The organism is Paracoccus sulfuroxidans (genome assembly GCF_007830335.1).
Taxonomy (GTDB): domain Bacteria; phylum Pseudomonadota; class Alphaproteobacteria; order Rhodobacterales; family Rhodobacteraceae; genus Paracoccus; species Paracoccus sulfuroxidans.
In genome coordinates, this window is record NZ_VLKU01000006.1 from 150,140 (window position 1) to 175,031 (window position 24,892).

25 protein-coding genes, 1 tRNA gene and 1 riboswitch are annotated in these 24,892 nt (G+C 65.0%); of the genes, 19 read left to right on the forward strand and 7 right to left on the reverse strand.

Features of this window, described 5'->3' with window-relative positions; all coding sequences use genetic code 11:
* Positions 1–40 precede the first annotated feature (40 nt).
* The gene (locus tag IQ24_RS11005; RefSeq protein ID WP_145398008.1) at positions 41–1,096 is read right to left on the reverse strand and encodes a quinoprotein relay system zinc metallohydrolase 2; all 1,056 of its coding nucleotides are present in this window, start codon (positions 1,094–1,096) and stop codon (positions 41–43) included.
* Between the two features lie 142 nt (positions 1,097–1,238).
* Here IQ24_RS11005 and pqqA point away from each other — a divergent pair, with 142 nt between their 5' ends.
* From pqqA to IQ24_RS11035, 6 genes are all read left to right on the forward strand, one after another.
* A complete protein-coding gene (pqqA, locus tag IQ24_RS11010; RefSeq protein WP_145398009.1) occupies positions 1,239–1,331 on the forward strand; it encodes a pyrroloquinoline quinone precursor peptide PqqA in 93 nt (30 codons plus the stop codon).
* Between the two features lie 80 nt (positions 1,332–1,411).
* Complete coding sequence (gene pqqB, locus IQ24_RS11015; protein WP_145398010.1) at positions 1,412–2,305, forward strand: pyrroloquinoline quinone biosynthesis protein PqqB; 894 nt, start codon at positions 1,412–1,414, stop codon at positions 2,303–2,305.
* Positions 2,302–3,105 carry a pyrroloquinoline-quinone synthase PqqC gene (pqqC, locus tag IQ24_RS11020; protein WP_145398011.1) on the forward strand — a complete coding sequence of 268 codons (804 nt, stop codon included), beginning with the start codon at positions 2,302–2,304 and terminating at the stop codon, positions 3,103–3,105. Before pqqB ends, pqqC begins: the two co-directional genes overlap by 4 nt.
* Entirely contained in the window at positions 3,102–3,410 is a 309-nt protein-coding gene (gene pqqD / locus IQ24_RS11025; RefSeq protein ID WP_145398012.1) for a pyrroloquinoline quinone biosynthesis peptide chaperone PqqD, read from the forward strand. Before pqqC ends, pqqD begins: the two co-directional genes overlap by 4 nt.
* On the forward strand, positions 3,410–4,546 hold the full coding sequence (pqqE, locus tag IQ24_RS11030; RefSeq protein WP_145398013.1) for a pyrroloquinoline quinone biosynthesis protein PqqE: 1,137 nt from the start codon (positions 3,410–3,412) through the stop codon (positions 4,544–4,546). Before pqqD ends, pqqE begins: the two co-directional genes overlap by 1 nt.
* Positions 4,543–5,331 carry a quinoprotein dehydrogenase-associated SoxYZ-like carrier gene (locus IQ24_RS11035; protein WP_145398014.1) on the forward strand — a complete coding sequence of 263 codons (789 nt, stop codon included), beginning with the start codon at positions 4,543–4,545 and terminating at the stop codon, positions 5,329–5,331. The genes pqqE and IQ24_RS11035 overlap by 4 nt, the downstream gene beginning before the upstream one ends.
* On the opposite strand, the gene IQ24_RS11040 is transcribed toward IQ24_RS11035, so the two are convergent.
* The 3 genes from IQ24_RS11040 to IQ24_RS11050 form a co-directional block, all read right to left on the reverse strand.
* Positions 5,328–5,915, reverse strand: a complete 588-nt coding sequence (locus tag IQ24_RS11040; RefSeq protein ID WP_145398015.1) for an ATP-binding cassette domain-containing protein — start codon at positions 5,913–5,915, stop codon at positions 5,328–5,330. The two genes, IQ24_RS11035 and IQ24_RS11040, sit on opposite strands and share 4 nt — an antisense overlap.
* A complete protein-coding gene (locus tag IQ24_RS11045; protein WP_145398135.1) occupies positions 5,905–6,618 on the reverse strand; it encodes an ABC transporter permease in 714 nt (237 codons plus the stop codon). Before IQ24_RS11045 ends, IQ24_RS11040 begins: the two co-directional genes overlap by 11 nt.
* A 64-nt stretch (positions 6,619–6,682) precedes the next feature.
* Positions 6,683–7,666: an ABC transporter substrate-binding protein gene (locus IQ24_RS11050; protein ID WP_145398016.1), complete on the reverse strand. Its 984-nt coding sequence runs from the start codon at positions 7,664–7,666 to the stop codon at positions 6,683–6,685.
* 187 nt (positions 7,667–7,853) lie between these two features.
* On the opposite strand from IQ24_RS11050, the gene IQ24_RS11055 reads away from it, so the two are divergent.
* The 7 genes from IQ24_RS11055 (at position 7,854) to IQ24_RS11085 (ending at position 14,087) form a co-directional block, all read left to right on the forward strand.
* Positions 7,854–8,564, forward strand: coding sequence for a response regulator transcription factor (locus IQ24_RS11055; protein ID WP_145398017.1), 711 nt, complete (start codon positions 7,854–7,856; stop codon positions 8,562–8,564).
* Between the two features lie 8 nt (positions 8,565–8,572).
* Positions 8,573–9,733, forward strand: coding sequence for an FIST N-terminal domain-containing protein (locus IQ24_RS11060; RefSeq protein WP_242008089.1), 1,161 nt, complete (start codon positions 8,573–8,575; stop codon positions 9,731–9,733).
* A gap of 2 nt (positions 9,734–9,735) precedes the next feature.
* The gene (locus tag IQ24_RS11065) at positions 9,736–11,061 is read left to right on the forward strand and encodes an ATP-binding response regulator (protein ID WP_145398136.1); all 1,326 of its coding nucleotides are present in this window, start codon (positions 9,736–9,738) and stop codon (positions 11,059–11,061) included.
* A gap of 78 nt (positions 11,062–11,139) precedes the next feature.
* Positions 11,140–11,748: a hypothetical protein gene (locus IQ24_RS11070; protein ID WP_145398019.1), complete on the forward strand. Its 609-nt coding sequence runs from the start codon at positions 11,140–11,142 to the stop codon at positions 11,746–11,748.
* Positions 11,745–12,086, forward strand: a complete 342-nt coding sequence (locus IQ24_RS11075) for a hypothetical protein (protein WP_145398020.1) — start codon at positions 11,745–11,747, stop codon at positions 12,084–12,086. Before IQ24_RS11070 ends, IQ24_RS11075 begins: the two co-directional genes overlap by 4 nt.
* A gap of 66 nt (positions 12,087–12,152) precedes the next feature.
* Entirely contained in the window at positions 12,153–12,935 is a 783-nt protein-coding gene (locus IQ24_RS11080; protein WP_145398021.1) for an SDR family oxidoreductase, read from the forward strand.
* Positions 12,936–13,007: 72 nt separating this feature from the next.
* Positions 13,008–14,087 carry an ABC transporter ATP-binding protein gene (locus IQ24_RS11085; protein WP_145398022.1) on the forward strand — a complete coding sequence of 360 codons (1,080 nt, stop codon included), beginning with the start codon at positions 13,008–13,010 and terminating at the stop codon, positions 14,085–14,087.
* Here the strand turns inward: IQ24_RS11085 and IQ24_RS11090 are convergent.
* A complete protein-coding gene (locus IQ24_RS11090) occupies positions 14,084–14,770 on the reverse strand; it encodes a hypothetical protein (RefSeq protein WP_242008093.1) in 687 nt (228 codons plus the stop codon). The genes IQ24_RS11085 and IQ24_RS11090 overlap by 4 nt on opposite strands.
* Positions 14,771–14,892: 122 nt before the next feature.
* Positions 14,893–14,981: riboswitch (glycine riboswitch) on the forward strand.
* Positions 14,982–15,108: 127 nt separating this feature from the next.
* Between IQ24_RS11090 and gcvT the strand changes: the two genes are divergently transcribed.
* From gcvT to IQ24_RS11115, 5 genes are all read left to right on the forward strand, one after another.
* A complete protein-coding gene (gene gcvT, locus IQ24_RS11095; protein WP_145398023.1) occupies positions 15,109–16,215 on the forward strand; it encodes a glycine cleavage system aminomethyltransferase GcvT in 1,107 nt (368 codons plus the stop codon).
* Positions 16,216–16,224: 9 nt separating this feature from the next.
* The gene (gcvH, locus tag IQ24_RS11100; RefSeq protein WP_145398024.1) at positions 16,225–16,584 is read left to right on the forward strand and encodes a glycine cleavage system protein GcvH; all 360 of its coding nucleotides are present in this window, start codon (positions 16,225–16,227) and stop codon (positions 16,582–16,584) included.
* A gap of 181 nt (positions 16,585–16,765) precedes the next feature.
* On the forward strand, positions 16,766–19,603 hold the full coding sequence (gcvP, locus tag IQ24_RS11105) for an aminomethyl-transferring glycine dehydrogenase (protein WP_145398025.1): 2,838 nt from the start codon (positions 16,766–16,768) through the stop codon (positions 19,601–19,603).
* Positions 19,604–19,659: 56 nt separating this feature from the next.
* The gene (gene trxC, locus IQ24_RS11110) at positions 19,660–20,094 is read left to right on the forward strand and encodes a thioredoxin TrxC (RefSeq protein ID WP_145398026.1); all 435 of its coding nucleotides are present in this window, start codon (positions 19,660–19,662) and stop codon (positions 20,092–20,094) included.
* A gap of 160 nt (positions 20,095–20,254) precedes the next feature.
* Positions 20,255–20,330, forward strand: a tRNA-Ala gene (locus tag IQ24_RS11115).
* Positions 20,331–20,681: 351 nt separating this feature from the next.
* Here the strand turns inward: IQ24_RS11115 and IQ24_RS11120 are convergent.
* Both IQ24_RS11120 and IQ24_RS11125 read right to left on the reverse strand, forming a co-directional pair.
* Positions 20,682–22,265: an ABC-F family ATP-binding cassette domain-containing protein gene (locus IQ24_RS11120; protein ID WP_145398027.1), complete on the reverse strand. Its 1,584-nt coding sequence runs from the start codon at positions 22,263–22,265 to the stop codon at positions 20,682–20,684.
* Positions 22,266–22,467: 202 nt separating this feature from the next.
* A complete protein-coding gene (locus IQ24_RS11125) occupies positions 22,468–23,826 on the reverse strand; it encodes an aminotransferase-like domain-containing protein (protein ID WP_242008095.1) in 1,359 nt (452 codons plus the stop codon).
* Between the two features lie 147 nt (positions 23,827–23,973).
* Between IQ24_RS11125 and IQ24_RS11130 the strand changes: the two genes are divergently transcribed.
* Positions 23,974–24,834, forward strand: a complete 861-nt coding sequence (locus tag IQ24_RS11130; protein WP_145398028.1) for a DMT family transporter — start codon at positions 23,974–23,976, stop codon at positions 24,832–24,834.
* Positions 24,835–24,892 lie beyond the last annotated feature (58 nt).

Genomic DNA, 24,892 nt, shown 5'->3' on the forward strand with positions numbered 1-24,892 from the left:
ATACGTTCTTTGCCAGCGTCAGCGCCGCACGGCAATCATACTATTGCCACTCGAGTTCCGTATAGGCAGTTGCCGCGTTACGTGCGGTAATTGCTGCAAAGTCGGCCCAGCCGTCCGAGAGGGGCTTCATCATCGTGACGATGGCCGGAATGGCCTGCGACATCGGCATGCCGCCATCGATGGCCTTGCGGGTGGCATCGCGCAGGCCCTGCAGATAGGCGATCTCGGGTCCGATGGCTTCGGGCCATGAGGTCCGGATGGGGCCATGCCCCGGCACGAACAGCTGCGTCTTGGGCGCGGGGTCCAGCGCCAGCCAGTCCAGCCAGCCGCTCAGCGAGCCGTCGATAGCGGGCGTCAGCCCCTCGAACACCAGATCGCCGGTGAACAACGTGCCGGTGCTGCGGTCCAGCACCGTCAGGTCATTGTCGGTATGGGCGACGGGCGCGGGCGTCAGGTCTAGGATGCGCGCGCCCAGCGAAATCTCGGTGGGCGTGTCGACCGGCTGGTCGACCGTGGCGAAGGCCGAGCCTGCGAAGGCAGCCGCCCCGATCTGCTGGGGAATGCTGATCATCCAGCTGGCCTCGCGCCGCGCCACCGCATCGGGCAGCCGCGCATCTGCCACGACCGAGGCCCCGGCTTCCGAGAAAACCTCGGCCCCAAGGATATGGTCGGGGTGCATATGCGTCAGGATGACATGCGAGATCGGCAGCGGCGTCACCATGCGGATGGCGGCGTAAAGCTCTTCCCCTTCGGCGCGCGAGCCTCCGGCGTCGATCACCGCCACGCTGTCGCCGATGACGAAGGCCAGATTCGCAATCCGCCCCCCGTTCTGCGGAGAAAGCTGCGCGGCCTCGCCCTGATGGAACCAGACGCCCGAGGCGATTTCCTTGACCTCCAGCGCAGACAGGGCCGAGGTTTCGACGCAATCGGTGGAACTGCCCTTCAGCGTGTCATGCCGCGCGATCCAGTCGCGCGCGATGGCCGGGCCGCTTTGCAGGCATTGCTCGCGCGTCTCAGAATCGCCCGCGGGAAGCAGGCGCGGCGCGCATACATCGGGCTGATCGACAAGGCAGGCAGACAGAATCAGGTGAAACATCAGAACTTCACATGCCTGACCCAAGCGGGGCTGCGCAGCTTCGTGTCATTTCGATCCTACTACTTATGGCGAGTTGACTGGTTTCAATCCTTGCATAGCATCGACTGACCACAACCCGTGGTCAATTGGGGAGAAGACCGGAATGGCTTGGACGAAACCTGTTCTGAAAGAAATCGCCTGCGGCATGGAAATCAACATGTATGCCCCGGCCGAGGACGAACCCGTCCTGTTCTAAGTGGAACGCATTGATTTCGCTTCAGGTCCCGCGCGCCGCATGACGGGCGGGACCCTTTTTATTTTATGGATCGGGTCCAGATGCGTATTGTGATCCTTGGTACCGGTGCGGGCGGCGGAACCCCGCAGTGGAATTGTGGATGCGGGAATTGTGACGCGGCACGCGCCGGACGTATCCCGGCGATGAGCCAAAGCGGCATTGCCGTCTCCGCCGACGGGCGCAGCTGGGCGCTGATCAACGCCTCGCCCGACCTGCGCGCGCAACTGGCCGCGACCCCGGCGCTGCATCCGACGGGCCTGCGCAAGTCGCCCATTCGCTCGGTTCTGGTGACGAATGGCGACATCGACCATGTGGCGGGGCTGCTGACGCTGCGCGAAAGCCAGAAATTCAGGCTGTTTGCCACGCGCACCATCCATGACATGCTGGACGACAACCCCGTGTTTCAGGTGATGAACCCCGAAATGGTCCGGCGCAGCACCATCACCCTTGATACCCCGTTCGAGCTGGTGCCCGGCCTGCACGCCGCGCTGTTCGCCGTTCCCGGCAAGGTGCCGCTGTACCTTGAGGAAGGCGAAAGCGTCGACACCCAACTGATCGGAGAGCAGACCGTCGGCGTCGAGCTGCGCTCTGAGCGGCACCGCGTCCTTTACATCCCCGGCTGCGCCACCATGCCCGACTGGCTGATCCAGCGAATCGGCGGGGCAGACGCGCTGCTGTTCGACGGCACGCTGTGGACGGATGATGAGATGATCGTCGCGGGTCTGGGCAAGAAGACCGGGCGGCGGATGGGCCATATCCCGGTCTCGGGCAGTGATGGAAGCCTTGATGCGCTGGCCGATGTGCCGGTGGGGCGGCGCATCTTTGTGCATGTGAACAACTCGAACCCGCTGACCGACCCGTTCAGCAGCGAAACCGCTTTGGTGCGCGCGGCGGGCTGGGATGTCGGCCATGATGGAATGGAAATCGCCCCATGACACAGCCCGCTGCGTCCGCCCCTTTCGCCGAACACCCCTCGGGCAGGGCGCAGCCCCAGCCCCGGTCCGAATTCGAGGCGCGCCTGCGCCAGATCGGGGCCGAGCGCTATCACGACCTGCACCCGTTCCATGCGCGTCTGCATGGTGGCCAGTGCTCTCCCGATGAGGTGCGGGCCTGGGTCATCAACCGCTGGCAATACCAGTCCCGCATTCCCATGAAAGATGCGGCCTTCCTGTCGCGGGTCGAGGATCCGCAACTGCGCCGCATCTGGCGTTCCCGGATCGAAGATCATGACGGCGGCGTCGATGAGGGCGGCGGCATCCGGCGCTGGCTGGCGCTGGCGCAGGCTGTGGGGCTGGACCCCGATTATGTCGCCAGCGGCAAGGGCGTGATGGCCGCGACGCGCTTCGCCGTCGACGCCTATGTCCGCTTTGTTCGCGACATGCCGCTGCTGGATGCGGTCGCTGCCAGCCTGACCGAGATGTTTGCCCCGAAAATCCATGCCCAGCGGATCGAGGGGCTGCTGCAGCACTATGATTTCGCCGATGACACCAGTCTGTCCTATTTCAAGCGCCGTCTGTCCGAGGCCCCGAAGGACGTGGCATTCGGCCTGAATTACGTGCTGGATCACGCCGATACGCTGGAAAAGCAGGATGCCGCTGCCGCCGCGCTGAGCTTCAAGACCGACGTGCTTTGGGCGCAGCTGGACGCGCTGTGGAACGGCTATGTGGAAGGCAACACGCCCCCCGGTGCATGGCGTCCCGGCGAGGGCATGGCCCGCGCGCAGGCCGGCGCATGACCGCGCCCTCGCTGCCCGACGATTGCGTGCCCTATCTGCCGCGCGGCGTGCGGCTTCACGATGACAAGGTGCGCGGCATCCGCGTGCTTCTGGCGCCGGAACGCGCGATCTCGCTGGACCCGGTGGGGGATGCGATCCTGTCGGAACTCGACGGCGCGCGCACGCTGGGCGATCTGATCGCGGAACTGGCGGCGCGCTATCAGGCCCCGGCCGAGCAGGTCGGGCAGGACATGCGGGAATTCCTGACCGGGCTGATCGACCGGCGCATGGTGTTTCTGCGCGAATCCGGCGCAAGGGGGGCGTGATGGACGACATCGGCGGCCACGACATCCTTGGAAACCCGGTCAGTGCCCGCGCGCCCATGGCGATGCTGGCGGAACTGACGCATCGCTGTCCGCTGGCCTGCCCCTATTGCTCGAACCCGGTGGAACTCACGCGGGTCAACAGCGAGCTTTCGGCCGCCGAATGGGCCGATGTCTTTCAGCAGGCCGCCGCGATGGGGGTGTTGCAGGTGCATTTGTCGGGCGGCGAGCCCGCCTCGCGCCGCGATCTGGCCGAGATTGCGGCCTCGGCCCGCGATGCCGGGCTTTACGTCAACCTGATCACCTCGGGGATCGGGCTGACGCAGGCGCGGCTGCGCGATCTGGATGCGGCGGGGGTCGAACATATCCAGCTGTCGCTGCAGGGCATCGACGCCGAGATGGCCGACTGGATCGGCGGCTATACCGGCAGTTTCGCCCGCAAGATGCAGGTGGCCGAATGGATCGGAGAGATCGGTTTCCCGCTGACCCTGAACGCGGTGGTGCATCGCCAGAACCTTGACCGCCTGCCCGAGATGATCGACCTGGCCGAGCGTCTGGGCTGTCGCCGGATCGAGGTCGCGACCGTCCAGTTCCACGGCTGGGCCGACCTGAACCGCCGCCCCTTGATGCCGACGCTGGAACAGGCGGCCGAGGCGCGAAAGGTGGTGAACGAGGCGCGGCTGCGGCTGCGCGGGCGCATGGTCATCGACTATGTCCCCGCTGATCATCACGCGACCTTCCCGAAAAGCTGCATGGGCGGCTGGGCCTCGACCGGGATCAACATCGCGCCCGATGGCACGGTGCTGCCCTGCCATGCCGCGCAGACCATCCAGTCGCTGGAATTTGACAATATTCGCGCCCGCTCATTGGCTGAAATCTGGTACAATGGCCGCGCCTTCAACGCCTTCCGCGGCACCGCATGGCTGCCCGAGCCCTGCGCCAGTTGCGACCGGCGAGAGATCGATTACGGCGGTTGTCGCTGTCAGGCCATGGCCCTGGCCGGTGATCCGACCGCGACCGATCCCGTCTGTTCACGCTCGCCCCTGAATCCGGTCCTGAAGGCGCAGGCGCAGCAGGATGCCGTCAGCGAGGATGTGGCGCTGGTCTATCGGCGGATGCCAAAGGAGACGCGCGCATGAAGGCCCTGACCCTTGCCTTTGCCCTGCTGCTGGCCGCGCCCGCACTGGCCGAAGACGCCGAGATCCGCAATCCGCTGCAACCCTCGCCGACTTGGGACGACATCCGCCTTAGTGTGATCGGCACGGATGATGAGCCTCCGCTGGACGCGGGCGTGCTGCTGCTGGATGCGCCGCCGCGCGCCGACAACCCGGCCTTCGTGCCTGTCCGCATCACCCAGCCCGAGGGCGCGCCCGCGATCACTGCGCTGGCGCTGGTGATCGACCAGAACCCCGCGCCGGTCGCCGCCGAGTTCACCTTTGGCAAGGCGCTGATGCCCTTGGATTTCGAGGTGCGCGTCCGCGTTGACGCCTATTCCGACCTGCGCGCCATCGCCACGCTGGAGGACGGGCGCAAGGTCATGGCCGGGCGTTTCGTCAAGGCCTCGGGCGGCTGCGCCGCGCCCGCCGGGAAAAGCATGGACGACGTGCGCAAGACCATGGGCGAGATGCGCTATCGCACCGCTGCGGGCGAGGGCGAGGATGCGGGCCGCGATATTGGCACGCTGATGATCCGGCACCCGAATTTCTCGGGCCTGCAGCGCGACCAGCTGACCCTGCTGACCATCCCGGCCGAGTTCATCCAGACGCTGGAGGTCAAGCAGGGCGACCAGCCGCTGTTCACCATGGATGCCGGGATCTCGATTTCCGAGGATCCGGTGTTCCGCTTCGCCTATGGCGCCCCCGAGGGCGCGGTGACGGTGCATGCGCAGGACACCGAAGGCCGCGTCTGGGACAAGTCGTTCTAGCCTTGGATCTGTGCCGGGTTGCCGCCCAGCCGCAGCGGGCGGGCCTCTAGCGCGCGCGCCTCATTCGGGTCGTGGGTGACCAGCAAAAGCCCCGCGCCGGTGCCTGACAGCAGTTCACTGGTCAGGGCGATCATGCGGGCCGCCGTCTCGCCGTCCAGTGAGGCGAAGGGCTCATCCATCAGCAGGATATCGGGCTGTGCGGCAAAGGCGCGGGCCAGGGCCAGCCGCCGTTGCTGGCCCAGCGACATCTGCCGGGGGAAGTGGTTGTGATGCGCGGGCAGGCCCACGCGCGCCATCCATTCATGCGCCTGCGCGACCGAGCAGCCGGTGGGAATGGTGATGTTCTGCGTTGCATTGCGCCAGGGCAGCAGCGTCGGTTCCTGAAAGATCAGCGCCAGCCGGTCATCGCCGGTGATGCTGCCGCTGAACTGCGGATCAAGCCCCGCCACGATGCGCAGAAGCGTCGATTTCCCCATGCCCGAGGGGCCAAGGATCGCCAGCCGCTGCCCGCGCGTCAGCGACAGCCGGATCGGCCCCAGCACCTGATTGGGGCCATAGGATTTGCCGATGAGGTCAAGCTGCATCCGACCTCCAGCGATTGGCGCGGGCCTCCCACGGGCGCAGGATCAGTAGGTCGATGGCCAGCATGACGGCGACGAAGGCCAGCGCCCAGGCCAGCACGCCCGCGACGTCGAAGCTGGAAAACAGCATGTGCAGCTTGAAGCCCACCCCGTTCGAGCGGCCCAGAAACTCGACCACCAGCACGATCTTCCAGATCAACGAGATCCCGGCGCGGGCGGACGCGGCGATCTGCGGCGCAAGCTGGGGCAGCACGACATGGCGCAGCCGGTCCATGCGCGACATGCGGAAGGCGGCGGCCATCTCGTCCAGATCGGGGCGCAGGGCGCGCGTGCCCTCGCGGATCATGACGGTGACCACGGGGATCTTGTTCAGCGCGACGGCGATGATCGCGGCGGTCTCATTGAGGCCGATCCAGATATAGCTCAGCACGATGACGACCAGCGCCGGGACGTTCAGCATGATGATCAGCGCCGGGTTCAGCCATTGGTCGGCGCTCCGGCTGCGGCCCATCCACAGGCCCAGAGCGGTGCCGACGACCATGGCCAGCGCGAAGCTGCAGGCGACGCGGTAAAGCGTCATGCCTGCATGGAACCAAAGCTCGCCCGAGGCGGCCAGCGCATAGATGCGCGCCGCCACCTGCCAGGGGGCGGGCAGCGTCTGCGGGCGGTCGGTCATCTGCGAGGCGACCGTCCAGACCAGCAGCATCAGCGCAATCGACACCACCCCGGGCACAAGTCCGGGGGGTGTGACGCGGGTTTTGACCTCGGCCTTATTCACTCTGCCAGAACAACCCGTCAGGCAGGTCGGCGACGCCGCCTGTCAGCTCTTCCCCGCCCAATGCGGCCATGGTGGCGAACATCTTGCGGGCATTCTCGACATTCACCGGACCGGGTGCGGGAATGCCCGCGCGCCAGCCATCGCGCAGCGCGATGAATTCGGCGTCATCCTTGGCGTTCATCAGGGGGCGCAGGGCCTCCCACGCGGCATCGTCGGTCGCCAGCAGTTCCTTGGCCTGTTTCGAGGCCTGTGCCAGCCCCTTGGCCAATTCGGGGTGTTCGGCGATCCAGCTTTCGCGCAGCACATAGCCCAGAAGCGGCGTCGTCGGATCAAGACCCAGATCCTTGGCGGCGGTCTCGACATTGATGATCTCGCGCATGCCGGCGGCCTGCATCTTGGCCTGGAAATGCCAGAAGTTGATGGCGGCATCGACCTCGCCGGTCTCGGCGGCGTTCATGATCATCGGGGGCGCGCCGAAGACCTGCTCGGAGGTCTCGGCGATGTCCTTGCCGTCCTTTTCACGCGACCATGCGCGCAGGATCAGCCAGCTTTTGTCGACGGGACCACCGGCGATGCCGATTTTCTTGCCCGAGAGGTCCGAAAGCTTCTGCACCGGGCTGTCGGCGGGCACCATGACGCCGCCCACGGCGGTCGAATAAGGCAGGAAGACGAAATCCGACCCGCGCGAACGCTGCTGGGCGACCCACAGCCAGTCCGAGACGATGGTATCGACCTCGCCGCCGTTCATGGCGACCTGCGTGGCGGGGTTCCCGGCCAGAATCAGCGGATGCAGCGAAAAGCCGTTCGCCTTGTCGAAGCCGCTGCGGCGAATTGTCTCGATTTCCCAGTTGACGGTGCCGTTCTCAAGCGTGCCGATCTTGATTTCAGGTGTTTCGGCTATCGCGGAGGTTGAAACGCCTGCGCCAAGCGCGAACGACATGAGCCCCAGCATGACGAAGCGCCGCATGATATTCATCGGTTTTTTCTCCTCGACCGAGTGGTTCAAATCTGTCCTGACAGACTTCCAAGGCCAATGCGACCTAAGTCTTAAATCCGCCTATGCCGAAGAAACTGCAGTCTTGCACCTTCAGTCGGGGGGCTTAAGATACCATATGAATAAGGGCCATTGTGCCCCGACGCATTCGTTTTTTGGGAGGGAAACGATGACCTCAGCTACAGCGCAAGCGCAGGATCGTGGAACGGTACCCAGGTTATCGGCGGATCGCGTACGTGAAATTCTGATCGTGGACGACCACCCGTTGATGTGTGACGCATTGGCGCTGACGCTGAAGATCAGCTTCGGCCTCAAGAACGTCCGCACCGCGCGCAGTCTGGCCGCCGCAGTCGAACAGATCCGCAATCAGGGCGCGCCCGATGCGGTCATTCTGGACCTGAATCTGCCGGATGCGCGGGGCTCGGAAGGGCTGGTGACGCTGCGCCGCCAGATTCCTGATGTGCCGATCACCATGATCTCGGCCGATCTGGAAAACGCGATGATCTCGGCCGCGATGGCGGCGGGTGCACAGGGCTATATCAGCAAATCCCTTGGCCGCGAGGCGCTGGTCGACAGCCTGCGCCGCATGTGGGAGGGCGAGCGTGTCACCCCCGACGGCTATCAGCCCGACGGCGACAGCGACGAAGACAACGCCCGGACCGAGCTGGCCCGCCGCTTCGCCAGCCTGACGCCGCAGCAGATGAAGATCCTGCGGCTGATCTGTCAGGGCAAGGCGAACAAGGAAATCAGCTATGAGCTGTCCATCGCCGAGGCCACGGTGAAGACCCACATCACCGCGATCATGTCCAAGATCAACGCCCGCCGCCGGACTCAGGCGGTGCTCTTGGCCAACAGCGTGCGGCTGTTCGAGGCTGGATGAACCAGGGAATGCATGCGGGTTGGCCGGTGCGCAATGGCGACCGGCCCTTGCCGCCCGCGCCGGTCGCCATCTCGGCTGACGCCAATGCGCCGGACCTGCGGACGTTGCTGGTCGAGGGCATGGCGCCGATTGATCCAGCGCTGGTCCTGCTGTTCGGCAGCCCCGCGCAGGGGCTCGAATCGCTGGTCGCCTCGCTCAAATGCAAACTGCCCGACCATTGCCGGGTCGTCGGTTGCTCCTCTGCCGGAGAGATCGGCCCGGCTGGCTATTGCGTCGAAACCGTGACCGCGCTTGGCTTTCCAAGCGCCAGCTTCCGCGTCGGCGTGTGCGAGCTGCGCCATCAGGCGCAGGTACCGGTGTCGGAATGGATGACGCAGCTGCGCGCCTTCCACACCGAATTCGACCGCGATCCGCGCCGGTCGCTGTTCGGCGTTCTGCTGGCTGACGCGCAGGCCAAGCAAGAGGATGTGCTGGTCGCGACGCTGGATGCCGCCATTCCGGGGCTGCCGATGGTCGGCGGCTCAACCGCGGATGGGCTGGGGTTTCTGCCGACGCATCAGGTGGTCGACGGGCGCGAACTGCCAGGTTCGGCGCTGTTTCTGCTGATCGAGACCGATCTGGCCGTGGCCGAGGTCGCTTTCGCGCATTTCAGCCCGACCGACCGCCGCGCCGTCGTGACCGAGGCCGACAACAACGCCCGCATCATCTATCGCCTGAATGACGAACCCGCCGCGCAGGAATATGCGCGGCTGGCGGGCCTGTCGGTCGATGTGCTGAACCAGACCGAATTCGCCCGCCGCCCGCTGCTTTTGCGCACCGGCAAGCGCCACCACGTCCGCGCCATCCGCGCCATCACCCCCGAAGGCGGGCTGGAGCTGATGTCGGGGATCGAGCCGGGCCATGTGCTGACCCTTGGCCGCGCCATCGACATGACGCGCGGCTTTGCCGAGGCGCTGGACGCCTTGCCGCGACCGCCGATGATGGTGCTGGGCTTTGACTGCATCCTGCGCCGCCTGGCGCTGCAGCGCGCCGGCATGCTGGGCCAGATGTCCGAGCTGTTCGCGCGCTACCGGGTCGCCGGGATCAACACTTTCGGCGAACAACACAGCGGGATGCATGTGAACCAGACCTTCGTGGGCATGGCCCTGATGCCGCCGTTATCCGCATGAGCATGCTTTTGAGGGCGGATGACAGCGATGCCCGGCGTGTCCAGAAACTGTCGAAGATCTCCGAGGTCCTGATCTCGCGCGTGGACCGGCTTGAGGAAAGCCGGGGCTCTGCCTGGTCGACCTTTCAGGCCGCCGCCGCGCTGGAGCAGGAGATCAAGGCCCGCACCCGCGATCTGGAAAAGGCCATGGCGGACCTGTCCGAGCGCAACCGTGAACTGGCCGTCGCCCGGGCCCATGCCGAAGAGGCCAACCGCTCGAAAACCCGGTTCCTGCGTGCGGCGAGCCATGATCTGCTGCAACCGCTGAGCGCGGCCAAGCTGTTCCTGTCGGCGCTCAGTGACACCCAGCTGGACCCTTTGCAGCAAGAGCTGACAGGCCGTCTGGCGGGGGCCTTCGAGTCGGTCGAAGAGCTGATGCACGCGGTACTGGACATCTCGCGACTGGACAGCCAGCGCATCGAATTCCAGCTGAAACCCGTGCATCTCAGCGAGCTGTTCCGGCGGCTGGCCATCGAATATGCGCCGATGGCGGAAAGCAAGGGGCTGCGCCTCAGCTTCGCGCCGACCTCGGCCATCGTGGAAAGCGACCCGACCTTCTTGCGGCGGATCGCGCAGAACCTCGTGTCCAACGCGCTGAAATATACCGACAAGGGCGGTGTGCTGGTGGGCGTGCGTCGCAGGGGCGGGCGCGCCTGGCTTGAGGTGCTGGACACCGGCATCGGCATCGCCGCACCCGACCGCGCGCGCATCTTCGACGAATTCCAGCGCGTCGGCCGCGAAGGCGGCGCGCCGGGCATGGGCCTCGGCCTCTCGATCGTGCGCCGGGCCTGCGCCAAGCTGGGCCACCGCATCGCGCTGGACAGTGAGCCGGGGCGCGGCACGGTCTTCCGCGTCAGCCTGCCCACGGTCACGCCGGAAACCGAACGCGGCCTGTATGAGCCGAATCAGAACAGCAGCTCGTTGCGGGGGCGGGTCGTGCTGGTGATCGAAAACGATACCGCCATGCGCCGTGCCTATCAGCTGATCCTGGTCGAGCGGCTGGGCATGGTCGCGCGCATCGCGGGCGGCATCGCCGAGGCGCTGGCCCTGACCGGGGAAGAGCCGCCGGACATGATCATCGCCGATTACAACCTCGACAATGACGAAAACGGGCTGCAGGCCATTCGGGAATTGCGCGCCGCCGTGCATCAGATGGTCCCGGCGATCATCATCTCGGCCAGGCGCGACCCCGAGATCCACCGCGCGGGGCTGGAGATGGACGTGCCGGTGCTGGAAAAGCCCGTCCGCCCCGAGGATCTGCAAAGCATGCTGCGCAGCATGATCACATAAGACGAAAGGCGCAGGACCCGAACGGCGCACTTTCGCAACGCCCCCCGCAAGGGCAAGTTTTCCGAAGGGGAGAGCAAGATGAAATTCCTTCAGAATCTGGCGCTGGTTCTGGCGCTTGGCAGCGGAGCCGCCATGGCCGATGAGGCGGGCGATCTGGTCTTTGCCGAACGCGGGCCATGGCAGTTGGGCGACAAGGGCGTCGAATGGGTGATCACGCAGGAAGGCCCCGCCGCGACGGGCTTTACCGCAGTCCAGAACGGCAAGCTGTTGCTGGAAGAGGTCAAGGACCCCGCAGATGGCGCGACGGTGCTGCAACTCAGCGAGGAAAGCACCCGCGCGCATCGCAAGATCGGGCCGTTCCCCGTCTCGGCGGGCGATCCGACGCTGGTCTTCTTTCTGGAAAACACCTCGCGCGACATGGCGGCGATCACCGGCGGCAGCCCGTTCTATATCCGCAACCGGCTGAAAGATGCGCTGTTCCGGGGCGGCAAGGTCCTTGAAGAGGACGGCTTCAAGGTGGCCGAATTCACGCCCTTCGCGGGTGACCCGAACGCCGACCGGATGGGCGCGTTCAAGGATCTGACGCTGCGCTTCTACCTCAAGGACCCCAGTCAGCCCATTCCCCGCATGGTCGCGCAGACCCCGGGCGGAGAGCCGCCCTATCGCAACGAACTGGTGATGAAATGAAACCCGTGCTTCTTCTGCCCTTTGCGCTGGCCGCCTTTGCGGGCATGGCCGGGGCGCAGGCGGTCAACGATTATCCCACCAATGCGCGCGCCGATTACGTCTTCGTCTGCATGGCGACGAACGGCCAGACGCGCGATGTTCTGGACAAATGCTCTTGCGCCATCGACCAGATCGCGACCGTCCTGCCCTATGATGATTACGTCAGCGCCGAGACCGTCCTGCGCATGCGCCAGACCACGGGCGAACGCACGGGCATGTTCCGGCAGGGCGCGATGATGACCGACATTCTGTCCCATTATCGCCGCGCCGAGGCCGAGGCCGAGATCCTCTGTTTCTGACCGCGCGCTCTGGACAAAGACGCGGCTTCGCGGTTCCCTTGCCGTCGAAATTCAGGAGGGAACGCAATGGATCTGGGTATCAGGGGCAAGACCGGGCTGGTCTGTGCGGCATCGAAGGGCCTGGGCCGGGGCTGTGCCGAGGCCTTGGCCGAAGCCGGGGTCGATCTGGTCATCAACGCGCGCGGGGCCGAGGCGCTTGAGGCCACCGCCGCCGAGATTGCCGCGAAACATGGCGTCAAGGTCACTCCGGTCGCGGCTGACATCACCACCGATGAAGGCCGCGCGCGTGTGCTGGACGCTTTGGGTGGGCAGGCCGATATTCTGGTGACCAATGCGGGCGGCCCGCCTCCGGGCAACTGGACCGACTGGTCGCGCGATGATTTCATCAAGGCCATCGACGCCAATATGCTGACCGCCATCGCGCTGATGCAGGCGCTGGTGCCGGGCATGATCGAACGGAAATGGGGCAGGGTGGTCAACATCACCTCGCAATCGGTGCGCACGCCGATCTCGGTTCTGGGGCTGTCGAACACGGCGCGGGCGGGTCTGACCGGCTTTGTCGCGGGCATGTCGCGGCAGGTCGCACCGCATGGCGTCGCGGTGAACAACCTGCTGCCGGGCATCCATGCGACCGACCGCGCGGTCAGCCTTGATACCGGCGTCGCCAAGGCCGAGGGCATCAGCCTTGAGGAGGCGCGCATCCGGCGCGAAGCCTCGATCCCCACGCGGACCTATGGGCTGGCCGAGGATTTCGGCGCGACCTGCGCTTTCATGTGCAGCCAGCATGCGCGGTTCATGATCGGGCAGAACGTCCTGCTGGATGGCGGCGCGTCGAACAGCGCGATCTGATCTCTGACTTGCGAGAAGGGGGCCGGGCTGTTACGCCCGGACCGCTTTGACAGAAACGGACGGCAAGTACGTATGGCCGCAGCTTCGCGCCTTGAGGTCCGCAACCTCACCCGCATCTTCGACGGCAAGACCGTGGTGGACGACGCCTCGTTCGAGGTGCGCGCGGGCGAGGTCGCCTGCCTGCTGGGCCCCTCGGGCTGCGGCAAGTCGACGACGCTGCGGATGATCGCTGGCGTCGACATGCAGGACAGCGGCCAGATCCTTGTGGACGGCTCCGTTATCTGCGGCGCGGGCACCCGCGTCCCGCCCGAGCGGCGCGGGATCGGCCTGATGTTTCAGGATTTCGCCCTGTTTCCGCATCTGTCCGTGGCCGATAATGTGGCCTTCGGTCTGAAGGGCGGCGCGCGCGCCAACCGCAACCGGGTGGCCGAACTGCTGGATCAGGTGCATCTGACCCGCCACCGCGACAGCTATCCCCATGCGCTGTCGGGGGGTGAGCAGCAGCGGGTCGCTTTGGCCCGTGCGCTGGCGCCGCGCCCCAGCATCATGCTGATGGACGAGCCCTTCTCGGGTCTGGATGAGCGGCTGCGCGACGGCATCCGCGATGAGACGCTGGCGATCCTGAAGGATGCGGGCGCGGCGGTCCTTCTGGTCACGCATGAGCCGCATGAGGCGATGCGCATGGCCGACCAGATCCTGCTGATGCGCGACGGGCGGATCGTGCAGCGTGGCGCGCCTTACAATATCTATAACGCTCCGGTCGACCGCGCGGCGGCGGCGTTCTTTTCCGACATCAACATTCTGGTCGGGACGGTGCAGGGCGCGCTGACCAAGACGCCCTTCGGCGATTTTCTGGCCCCCGGCGTGCCCGATGGCCGCGAGGTCGAGATCGTCATTCGCCCGCAGCATCTGAAGATCGACTTTCACCGCAACGGGCATGGCCCGGTCCCCACCGCTGAAAACGGCACGGCCGCGCATGGCACCGTGGTCCGCGCGCGGTTTCTGGGCCGAGATTCACTGGTCGAGTTTCGCATGGATTACGACGGCAGCGTGCTGAACGCGACGGTGCCGGGGGTCTTCCTGCCAAAGCCTGATACGACCATGTGGCTGATGTTGCGCCGCGACCGGGTCTTCGTCTTCCCGCGCGGCTAGCGCTGCTGCGGCTCATCATCCGGGCGGCTGTGTGCGGCGAGGCCCATGCCTCCGCCCATTCCCATGGCCATGCCCCCGCCACCTCCGCCGCCCGCGTTGCCGCCACGGCCACTGCCCGAACTGTCCCCCTTTCGCCCGCCAGAGCTGCCCGAGGAGGGGCGTGTCGGACCCTGACGGGGGATCTGCAAGCTGGCCGGAATGGGGTCCAGATCCAGCGCCTTGCGGATGAAATCGCGTAGCGAGATGACCAGCTCGGCGGTCTCGACCGGGCGGCCCTCGACCAGTTCGCGGGCGGCGCGATCGGCCAGCCGGACCTGCTCTTCCGTGCCCAGCAGCAGGATGTCCGACAGCGCGCCCTCGACCGCGTCGCGGATGCGCCGCGCCCGGTCAGAGCCTTCGGGGCCGGGGGTGTCCTCGCCCTCAAGCTGCATGCGTTCGCGCAGATCGCGCAGATGGGTGGGATCGACCGCAAGCTTGCCGGTGAAAGAGCCGCCGAGCGTCTTGTAGGCCGCGATCAGCACCTTCAGCCGCTCATTGATCTGCCGGTTCATCCGCTCGCGCCGCTGCTGGATGGTCATCATCAAGAGCATGCGGATGCCAATGCCGATCAGCGCGAAAAGCGCGATGCCGATCAGCGTCGACAGGATGCTTTGCCAGGAGCTGAGATCGAAATTGCGCATCATCGCCTGTTCCTGCCGCATGCCGATGGCTTGAACTATTGTCGCTTGCGCCCGGCGGCGCAAGGAACGAGGCCAAGGGGGCCAAAAATCTGCTTGTCAGAATGCGCGCCCGCAGCTACGACTTTGGTAGGAAAACGGGAGACACTGGCGCAAGTCAGGGCCGAAGGAGCAACCGCCCCGGCAAACTCTCAGGCAAAAAGACCGTTTTTCGCATAAAACTCTGGAGAGAGGCGGAGAATCGGGCCGCCCACCGAAGGGATAATGATCTCAGGTGCCCGAATTGGGCGAGGACAGAGGGGGCATCTTAACGGCGGGAGCAGTCCGTCACCGGGAGAGATGCCATGGCCGAACTTCGGCGCACACCACTATACGATTTGCACCTGGCCCAGGGGGCCAAGATGGTGCCCTATGCCGGATGGGAAATGCCGGTTCAATACCCGTTGGGGGTCATGGCCGAGCATCTGCACACCCGCGCGCATGCGGGGCTGTTCGATGTCAGCCATATGGGCCAGATCATCCTGCGCGGTGCCGATGCGGCGGCTGTGCTTGAGACGCTGGTGCCCGCCGATATTCAGGGCCTTGCCCCCGGACGGCAGCGCTATGGCCTGTTCACCGGCCCGGAAGGCGGCATCCTTGACGATCTGATGATTGCCAACAAGGGCGACCATCTGCTGCTGGTGGTGAACGCCTCGCGCGCCGAGCATGATCTGGCGCATCTGCAGGGCCTTCAGGGCGTCACCATCGAGCCGGTGACCGACCGCGCGCTGCTGGCCCTTCAGGGGCCCGAGGCCGCCGAGGTTCTGGCGCGGCTGGTGCCTGAGGCGGCCAGGATGACCTTCATGGACGCGCGCGATGCCGATTGGCAGGGTGTGACGCTGTGGCTGACACGCTCGGGCTACACCGGCGAGGATGGCTACGAGATTTCGGTGCCTGCGAAAGACGCCGTCCGGCTGGCCGAGGCGCTGCTGGCCTTCCCCGAGGTCGCGATGATCGGCCTTGGCGCGCGGGACAGCCTGCGGCTGGAGGCGGGTCTGCCGCTGTATGGCAATGACATGGACGATGCGACCTCGCCCGCGCGGGCGGGTCTGGGCTGGTCCATCCCGAAGCTGCGCCGTCCCGGCGGCGCGCGTGCGGGCGGATACCCCGGAGCCGAGGCCATCGGTGCCGAACTGGCCGAGGGTGCCCGCGTGCTGCGCACCGGCCTGCGCCCGCAGGGCCGCGCCCCGATCCGCGAGGGGGTCGAGCTTTTCGCGGGCGACGAGGGTGGTGAGGCGATTGGCAAGGTCCGCTCGGGCGGGTTCGGGCCCAGCGTCGGCGGCCCCATCGCCATGGCCGAACTGCCCCGGGGCCTTGCCCCCGGCGACGTGATCTGGGCCGAGCTGCGCGGCAAGCGCCTGCCGGTCGAGGTCGTCGCCCTTCCTTTTTTCAAGCCGAACTACAAGCGCTAAGAGGCAAACATGCTGAAATACACCGAAGACCACGAATGGCTGAAGCAGGATGGCGAGGAGATCGTCGTGGGCATCACTGCACATGCGAGTGAGCAGCTGGGCGATGTCGTATTCATCGACCTGCCCGAGGTGGGCCGCGAGGTCGAGGCGGGCGAGGAGATCGTGGTGATCGAGTCGGTGAAGGCGGCCTCGGACATCTCGGCCCCCATCGCAGGCGTGATCACGGCGGTGAACGAGGCGCTGTCCGACACGCCCGGTCAGGTCAATGATGACGCGATGGCTGCCTGGTTCTTCCGCATCAAACCGGCGGCGGGCACGGATCTGTCGGGTTTTCTGGATGATGCGGGCTATCAGGCCTTGATCGGCTGAGCTTGGTTCCGGCTTCGCGGGGCCATGGGTATTTGGGCAACGAAGAAGCCGGGTGTTTTCGACGGGGAAGGGTGGGTCGTTTGGCGATCCCTGTCCCCAAGGCTTTTGGTCCGCGCCGGGTTTTCTGGCGCGGGTCTGACGGCAATCTTGTCAATATTCTGATGCATCAAGGCGCTTGATCATGACCAAATGGAACCTGACCGACTATAACCCCGATGATTTTGCGAACCGCCGTCACATCGGCCCGTCGGTCACCGAGATGGCCGAGATGCTGAAGGCGGTGGGCGTCGACGCGCTGGAGACGCTGATCGAGCAGACCGTGCCTCAGGCCATCCGGCAGGCCGAGGCGCTGGACTGGCCCGCGCTGTCGGAGGCCGAGCTTTTGCAGCGCATGCGCGAGGTGGCCGAGAAGAACCGCGTCATGACCTCGCTGATCGGGCAGGGGTATTTCGGCACGGTGACGCCGCCCGCGATCCAGCGCAACATTCTGGAAAACCCCGCCTGGTATACCGCCTATACTCCCTATCAGCCCGAGATCGCCCAGGGGCGGCTTGAGGCGCTGCTGAACTTCCAGACCATGGTGGCCGATCTGACCGGGCTGCCGGTGGCCAATGCCTCGTTGCTGGATGAGGCGACGGCCGCGGCCGAGGCGATGGCCATGGCGCAGCGCGTCGCCAAGTCGAAGGCCAAGGGCTTTTTCGTCAGCGAGAACCTGCATCCGCAGACCGTCTCGGTCATCGAGACGCGGGCGGCGCCCCTGGGGATCGAGATCATTCGCGGTCTGCCCGAGGAATGCGACCCCGCGCAGGTGTTCGGCGCGATCTTCCAATATCCCGGCACCTTCGGCCATGTCCGCGATCTGAGCCCCGAAGTGGCCGCCCTGCATGCCGCTGGGGCCGTGGCGATCTTTGCCACCGATCTGCTGGCGCTTTGCGTGCTGAAAGAGCCTGCGGCGATGGGGGCGGATATCGCCATCGGCTCGGCTCAGCGATTCGGCGTGCCGATGGGCTATGGGGGCCCGCATGCGGGTTTCATGGCCTGCAAGGATGAGATGAAGCGCGCCATGCCGGGGCGGATCGTCGGCGTCTCGATCGACGCGAAGGGCAATCAGGCCTATCGCCTGTCGCTGCAGACGCGCGAGCAGCATATCCGGCGCGAGAAGGCGACCTCGAACGTGTGCACGGCGCAGGCGCTGCTGGCGGTCATGGCGTCGTTTTATGCGGTGTTCCATGGGCCGGAAGGCTTGCGGGCGATTGCCCAGCGGGTGCATCTGCATGCGGTGACGCTGGCCAATGCGCTGCGCGAGGCCGGTGCGATTGTCGAGCCCGAGCATTTCTTCGACACGATCACCGTCCGCGTGGGCGTGGGCCAGCAGGGGATCCTCGCGGCTGCGCGTCATCGCGGCATCAACCTGCGCAAGGTGGGGCGTGACCGCGTGGGGATCTCGGTCGATGAGACGACGGATGCAGGCGTGATCGCCCGGGTACTGGATGCTTTCGGGATCACCGATCCGGCGGTTTCGGCCACGGTCCCGGCGATCCCTGAGAACCTGCTGCGCGAGACGGACTATCTGACCCATCCGATCTTCCACATGAACCGTGCGGAATCCGAGATGATGCGCTATATGCGCCGCCTCTCGGACCGTGATCTGGCGCTGGACCGGGCGATGATTCCGCTGGGCTCGTGCACGATGAAGCTGAACGCAGCAGCCGAAATGATGCCGATCACCTGGCCCGAGTTCGGCGCGCTGCACCCCTTCGCACCCGAGGATCAAGCCGCCGGCTATCACGAGGTCTTTGCCGACCTGACCGAGAAGCTGTGCGAGATCACCGGCTATGACGCCTTCTCGCTGCAGCCGAACAGCGGCGCGCAGGGCGAATATGCGGGGCTGCTGACCATTGCCGATTACCACAAATCGCGCGGGGAAGAGCGGGACATCTGCCTGATTCCGGTGTCGGCGCATGGGACCAACCCGGCCTCGGCGCAGATGGCGGGGATGCAGGTGGTCGTGGTGAAATCCGCGCCCAACGGCGACATCGACCTCGAGGATTTCGCCGAGAAGGCCGCCAAGGCAGGCGACCGGCTGGCGGCGGTGATGATCACCTATCCCAGCACGCATGGCGTCTTCGAGGATACCGTGCGCGAGGTCTGTGACATCACGCATCGTCACGGCGGTCAGGTCTATATCGACGGCGCGAACATGAACGCGCTGGTCGGACTGGTGAAGCCGGGCGAGATTGGCGGCGACGTCAGCCACCTGAACCTGCACAAGACCTTTGCCATTCCGCATGGCGGCGGCGGTCCGGGCATGGGGCCGATCGGCGTCAAGGCGCATCTGGCGCCTTTCCTACCCGCCGATCCGCGCAGCGGCGATGCGGGTGCGGTGGCGGCGGCACCCTGGGGGTCGGCCTCGATCCTGCTGATTTCCTGGGCCTATATCCTGATGATGGGCGGGCAGGGGCTGACGCAGGCGACGCGGGTGGCGATCCTGAATGCGAACTATATCGCAAGCCGTCTGGCCGGGGCCTATCCGATCCTGTTCATGGGCAACCGTGGCCGCGTGGCGCATGAATGCATCATCGACACGCGCCCCTTTGCCGCCCATGGCGTGACCGTGGACGACATCGCCAAGCGGTTGATCGACAATGGTTTCCACGCACCGACCATGAGCTGGCCGGTGGCCGGAACCCTGATGGTCGAGCCCACGGAATCCGAGACCAAGGCCGAGATCGACCGCCTGATCACCGCCTTCATGGCGATCCGGGATGAGATCACGGATGTGGCCGATGGCCGGATCAGCGCCGAGGCCTCGCCGCTTCGGCACGCGCCGCATACGGTCGAGGATCTGGTGGCCGAATGGGACCGCCCCTATTCGCGCGAACAGGGCTGCTTCCCGGCCGGAGCGTTCCGCATCGACAAATACTGGCCGCCCGTTGGCCGCGTCGACAACGCCTATGGCGACCGGAACCTGATCTGTACCTGCCCGCCCTTGGAGGCCTATGCCGAGGCGGCCGAGTAGCCAGCCCTTGCCAGTGCCCGGCATGCACCCCAGATGTCGGGCACAGGAGGTGTCGAATGACGGCCAGAAAACTCAGCTGCCTTGAATGCGGGCAGGTCAATCGCGTCCCGTCCGAGCGGTTCGCAGAGAACCCCAAATGCGGCACCTGCGGCGCGGCCCTGTTCGCGCCGAAGCCCAGGGCCATTGACGGTCAGATCCTGGCGAAGGCGGCACGCGTTGATGAGGTGCCTCTGATCGTCGATTTCTGGGCGCCCTGGTGCGGCCCCTGCCGTCAGATGGCGCCCGAGTTCGAGAAGGCCGCGCGGCTTCTTGGCACCGAGGCGCGGCTGGTCAAGCTGAACACCGAGGCCGATCAGGCCGCAGGCGCCAAATGGCAGATCCGCAGCATCCCGACGCTGATCGCCTTTCGCGCAGGACGCGAGGTGTCGCGCCAATCCGGCGCCCGCGCTGCGGCCGATATCGTGCGATTTGCGCAAGGAGTGAAGGGATGAGCAGCGGGTTGGTGCAGAGGTGGCTGAGTGATTACGTGACGAGCTAGGGGCGCACGCGTGTATGCTCCAGCGCAGAGACTGTTGCCTTCAATCCTGTAAAATCCTGATCCAGTTTCCGGCTTGACATCAGTTTTCGGCGGGTCCATTTCTCATCGCCGATGGGGCCGTAGCTCAGTTGGTAGAGCGCGTCGTTCGCAATGACGAGGCCAGGGGTTCGATTCCCCTCGGCTCCACCAGACAATCATGTCATTGGAACATAAGAGTGCCGATTTTGAGCATAAGCTTGCAGATCGCGTGTCAATATGGCCAATGCGGCACAGTTGCGTGTTGCTAACGACACGGATTTTGACGGCTTATTGCTGCGACGCATCTAAAGCGACAGGTTTCCGGAGGTTGCGGCCTAAGCGTGTGTAGCTCTGTAATTAGCAAGGCTGGGTCGCCCGTTAGTGGGGCAGCATCGCCCTGAACGGCCCTTTGCTGCCGGTGGAGGCGGTTTGATGCTGCGCTGCGGCTTTCCCAAAAGCCTCCCGTCCAGGGCCTCCGTAGCAAAGCTCGTGCTGGTCTGATCACTCTGCGGGATAAAACCCTCACTCCCCCAGATGAACAGTTCTATCTGGCGCGAGCGATCTGAGGAATGCGCTATCGTGGCTGATCACCAGAACGGCACCATCATAAGCAGCCAGTGCAGTCTCCAGTGCGTTCATCCCATCAAGGTCGAGGTGATTGGTCGGTTCGTCAAGGATCAGCAACATTGGCGGCGGCATGGCCCCAAGGGCGCAAGCCAGACCGGCACGGAGACGCTCTCCTCCGCTCAATTCGCTTGGGTGGCGCAAGGCATCCGCCGCACGGAACCTGAACCGGGCCAGAGCGGCATGGGCCATATGGCGATCAGCCGTCGGGTTCAAGTGCAGGAAGTTATTGCGAAGCGTGCTGGAAGGGTCGAGCAATCCAGCATGTTGATCCAGCAGCGCGAACGGCACGGTCAGCTCCACCCGCCCATATTGCGGCATGATCTGCCCGGTGATGATCTTCAAAAGTGTCGTCTTGCCGCTGCCGTTTGGCCCGGAAATGGCGATACGTTCGGGTCCGGTGACCGTGAGCGACAGGTCTTTGATGATGGGGCGAGCGGGATCATATCCGCCGGTCACGCCATCCAGACGCAGCACAGTCCTGCCGGGGGCAAGATCGGTCGGGGGAATATCCATGCTCAGCGGCTGCAGGATTTCAATCTTCTTGCGCGCGGTGGATACCGCCTCGCCCGCTGCCTCGCGCCGGGCATCACGCAAGCGCGCACCCGCACCGCCAGAGGCTTCCGCCCGGCCCTTGGCGGCGTCCATCAGGATTTTGGGCTGATCGCCTTTGGCCCGCGCCCGGTGTCCGGCACTGTCTTTGCGTGCCTTGCGCTCGCGCGCTTGCTGTGCGCGACGCGCAACATCCGAAAGGGCTTTTTCTGCATGGGCAAGATCGCGGGCGGCGGCCTCCAGTTCACTGTCTTTGCACTGCCGGAAGGCGCTGTAGTTCCCCCCATATCGGGTCGCCCCAAGCGAGGTCAGCTCAATGATGGCATCCATTTCTTCCAGAAGTTCACGATCATGGCTGACGACGATTGCGCCGCCTGACCAACCCCGAAGGAGGTCGATCACCGCCCTGCGTCCCTCGCGGTCGAGATTGTTGGTCGGTTCGTCCAAAAGCAGGAAATCTGGCTCCGCAAGGATCAGGGCGGCAAGGGCGGCACGACTGCGCTGTCCGCCAGAGAGTGTTGCCAGCGGCGTCTGCGGATCAGTAGACAGGCCGCAGCGCATAAGGGCGGCCTCGAGCCTTGAGGGCAAGGTCCAGTCGGCATCGGCCAGTTCGTCGGCATCCGCAAGCCCCACCTCGGCTCGGTCGATCACCGCCAGCGCGGTCCGGACACCAAGCAGGTCGGCGATGGTATCGTCAGGGCGGATCATCGCCTCCTGACGCATCATTGCGACGGTGCCTGAAATCTGCACCTGGCCCGAACCAGGACGAAGATCGCCAGAGATGAGCCGTAGCAGGGTGCTTTTGCCTGTGCCATTGCGCCCGACAACGCCGGTGCGTTCGGGACCGAAGGACAGATTCAGGTCGGTGAAAAGCGGTGTGCCGTCAGGCGTGAGACAAGACAGGCCGGACAGCGAAATAGATGCAAACATATGGCAGAACTTCTCGCAGCGAAACCGAAGGGGTGAAGGCGGCGAGGTTCAGGTCCATGTTTATGGCATCTCCGGTGGAAAAACTAACTTAAGGGTAGTGATCACTCGGCAGTTTTGCAAGCCGTGGTCAATGGGAGCTCAGGGAGCGTCGAGTTTGTGCAAGCGCGGATTGAGGGTGCCGTCCATCATGAGTCTCACCCAATCAATCCAATGCCCTCCTAAGCATCGCGAAAATCCGTTCATCGCCAAGTTGCGCCACATTGAAGCGCAGGAACGACCCAGCGGATTGCGAGACGCTGAACGCGTTCCCGGGGGCGAGGACGATCTTGTCCTCCAGGCAGCGCTTCGCAATCGCCGAGGAATCATGACCGTCGGGCAAGCGACACCAGAGGTAGAAGCCTCCACGCGGAATGGTCCAAGGGGTTAGCCCCAACGCCTCAAGACGGTGTCTCGCCACCTTCTGGGATTGCGACAGGCGTTGGCGGATCTCGTCCATATGCTTGCGAAAGCTGCCGCCTGCCAGAACGCCTGCGATCAGCTCTGTCGCCATGGGGCTGGGGCCGACAAAACTCGTCGCGAGTTGCAGATCGACAAGCCCCTCGATCCAGTCCGGCCGGGCGGCGATATAGCCGCAGCGCAGGGATGCCGAGAGCGTTTTCGAGAAGCTGCCAATCCGGATGACCCGATTCAGCCCATCGAGACTGGCGAGGCGCGGGGACAGTTCCGGCTCAAATTCCGCAAAGATATCATCCTCGACGATCGTCAGGCCGTGCGCCGTCGCCGCGCTCAGGACGCGATGCGCGGTTTGTGGCGAGGGGCTAGCCCCGGTCGGATTGTGAAGAGCCGAGTTGGTGATGTAGAGGCGCGGCTTTTCGTCACGCAAGACCTGCTCGAAGGCCGAAACGTCAGGGCCCGTCGGCGTGTAGGGGACGCCAACGATTTTGACCTGATGTGCCCGCAGCAGCGCCTGAAAGTTGAAATAGCAGGGATCGTCAACCACGACCACATCTCCGGACTGCAAGAGCAAGCGACAGATCAGATCGATGGATTGGGTCCCGGAACCCGTCAGGATGATCTGATCGGCGGCAGCCGAGATCCCTTCCTCGGCGAACCGACCGAGAAGCAGGCGGCGCAATGTCAGCGATCCGTGCGTGGTGCCATAATCCGTCAGCAACGTGTCTTCCGCGCGACCGAGCGCCCGCAGCCCCTTCCGCAGAGCGGCATGCGGCATCCAGTCCGCTGGCAACCAGCCGCAGCCCGGTTTGAGAAAGGACGCATCCGTATCCAGCGACTGTCTCGAGACCCAGAAAGGGTCGACATTGCGCTCTCGCACCGGTCCCATCTCGGCCAATGCCATCGGCGGAAGATCGGCGCCGGTGACATAAAAGCCCGAGCCACGCCGCGCCCGGATGATGCCCTCGGCTTCGAGGCGATCATACGCCTCAACGACTGTGGAGGGAGAAACCCTCATTTTTTCGGCAAAGCGACGAACCGAAGGCAGGCGTTCGCCGGGGCTCAGCGCCCGGTTTGCGATTTTCGTCCGGATCGCGCCCATCAGCATTTCTGTCCGCGTCATGTCTTTTGGGCTCCAACCTTTTGGCGACCGTGTGGGCTTTTATACCAATACAGTTCGTCAAAACTGTATCCTACTGTCTCTGTTTCTGCCAACCCCGGACCGCTATCGCATCAGCCATGAAAGCGAGGGCATATGGATAGAACAACTGCGGGCTGGGGCAACGGCCTCCTGGGCGTCATCATCTTCAGCGGCTCTCTGCCCGCGACCCGTGTTGCGGTGGCCGATTTTTCGCCCATGTTTCTGACTTCAACGCGCGCCGTCATCGCGGCCTTGCTGGGCGCGGTTTTCCTGTTTGCCCTCCGTCAGCCGAGCCCCGAACGCAGAGACATCCTGTCCTTATCTCTCGTGGCAATCGGCGCGGTGATCGGCTTTCCGCTTCTCACCGCGATCGCGCTTCAGCACATCACGGCTGCGCATTCGGTCGTCTTCATCGGCATGTTGCCACTGGCGACGGCCATATTCGGCGTCTTGCGCGGTGGGGAGCGGCCTCAGGCGCCATTCTGGATATTCTCGCTTGTCGGCGCGGCGGCGGTGGCAGGTTTTGCGCTTTATGGCAGCGATGGCGGCACGGTGATTGGCGATCTGCTCATGGTGGCGGCGATCGTGGTGTGCGGTCTCGCCTATGCTGAAGGGGCGATCCTCTCCCGTCGACTGGGCGGCTGGCAGGTGATCTCGTGGTCGCTGATCCTGTCGCTGCCGGTCATGAGCGTTCTGACCGCGCTTTCCTGGCCGCAATCCTTCGATCAGGTGACGCTTCGGGGGTGGATCGGGCTCAGCTATGTTTCGATCTTCAGCATGCTGATCGGCTTCATCTTCTGGTATCGCGGCCTCGCCCGAGGCGGCATTGCGGGTGTCGGGCAATTGCAACTTCTTCAGCCGTTCTTCGGATTTTTGCTCGCAGCGCTTCTGCTGGGCGAGCCTGTGGCTGCGACCATGATCGCCTCGACCGCGGTGGTCGTTGCTTGCGTGTTTGGTGCAAAACGCTTCGCGTGACGGGAGGGTCGGGCCAGGTTGAGCACCGGGCTGCCTTTCGATCTGGGCTTCAGGATGC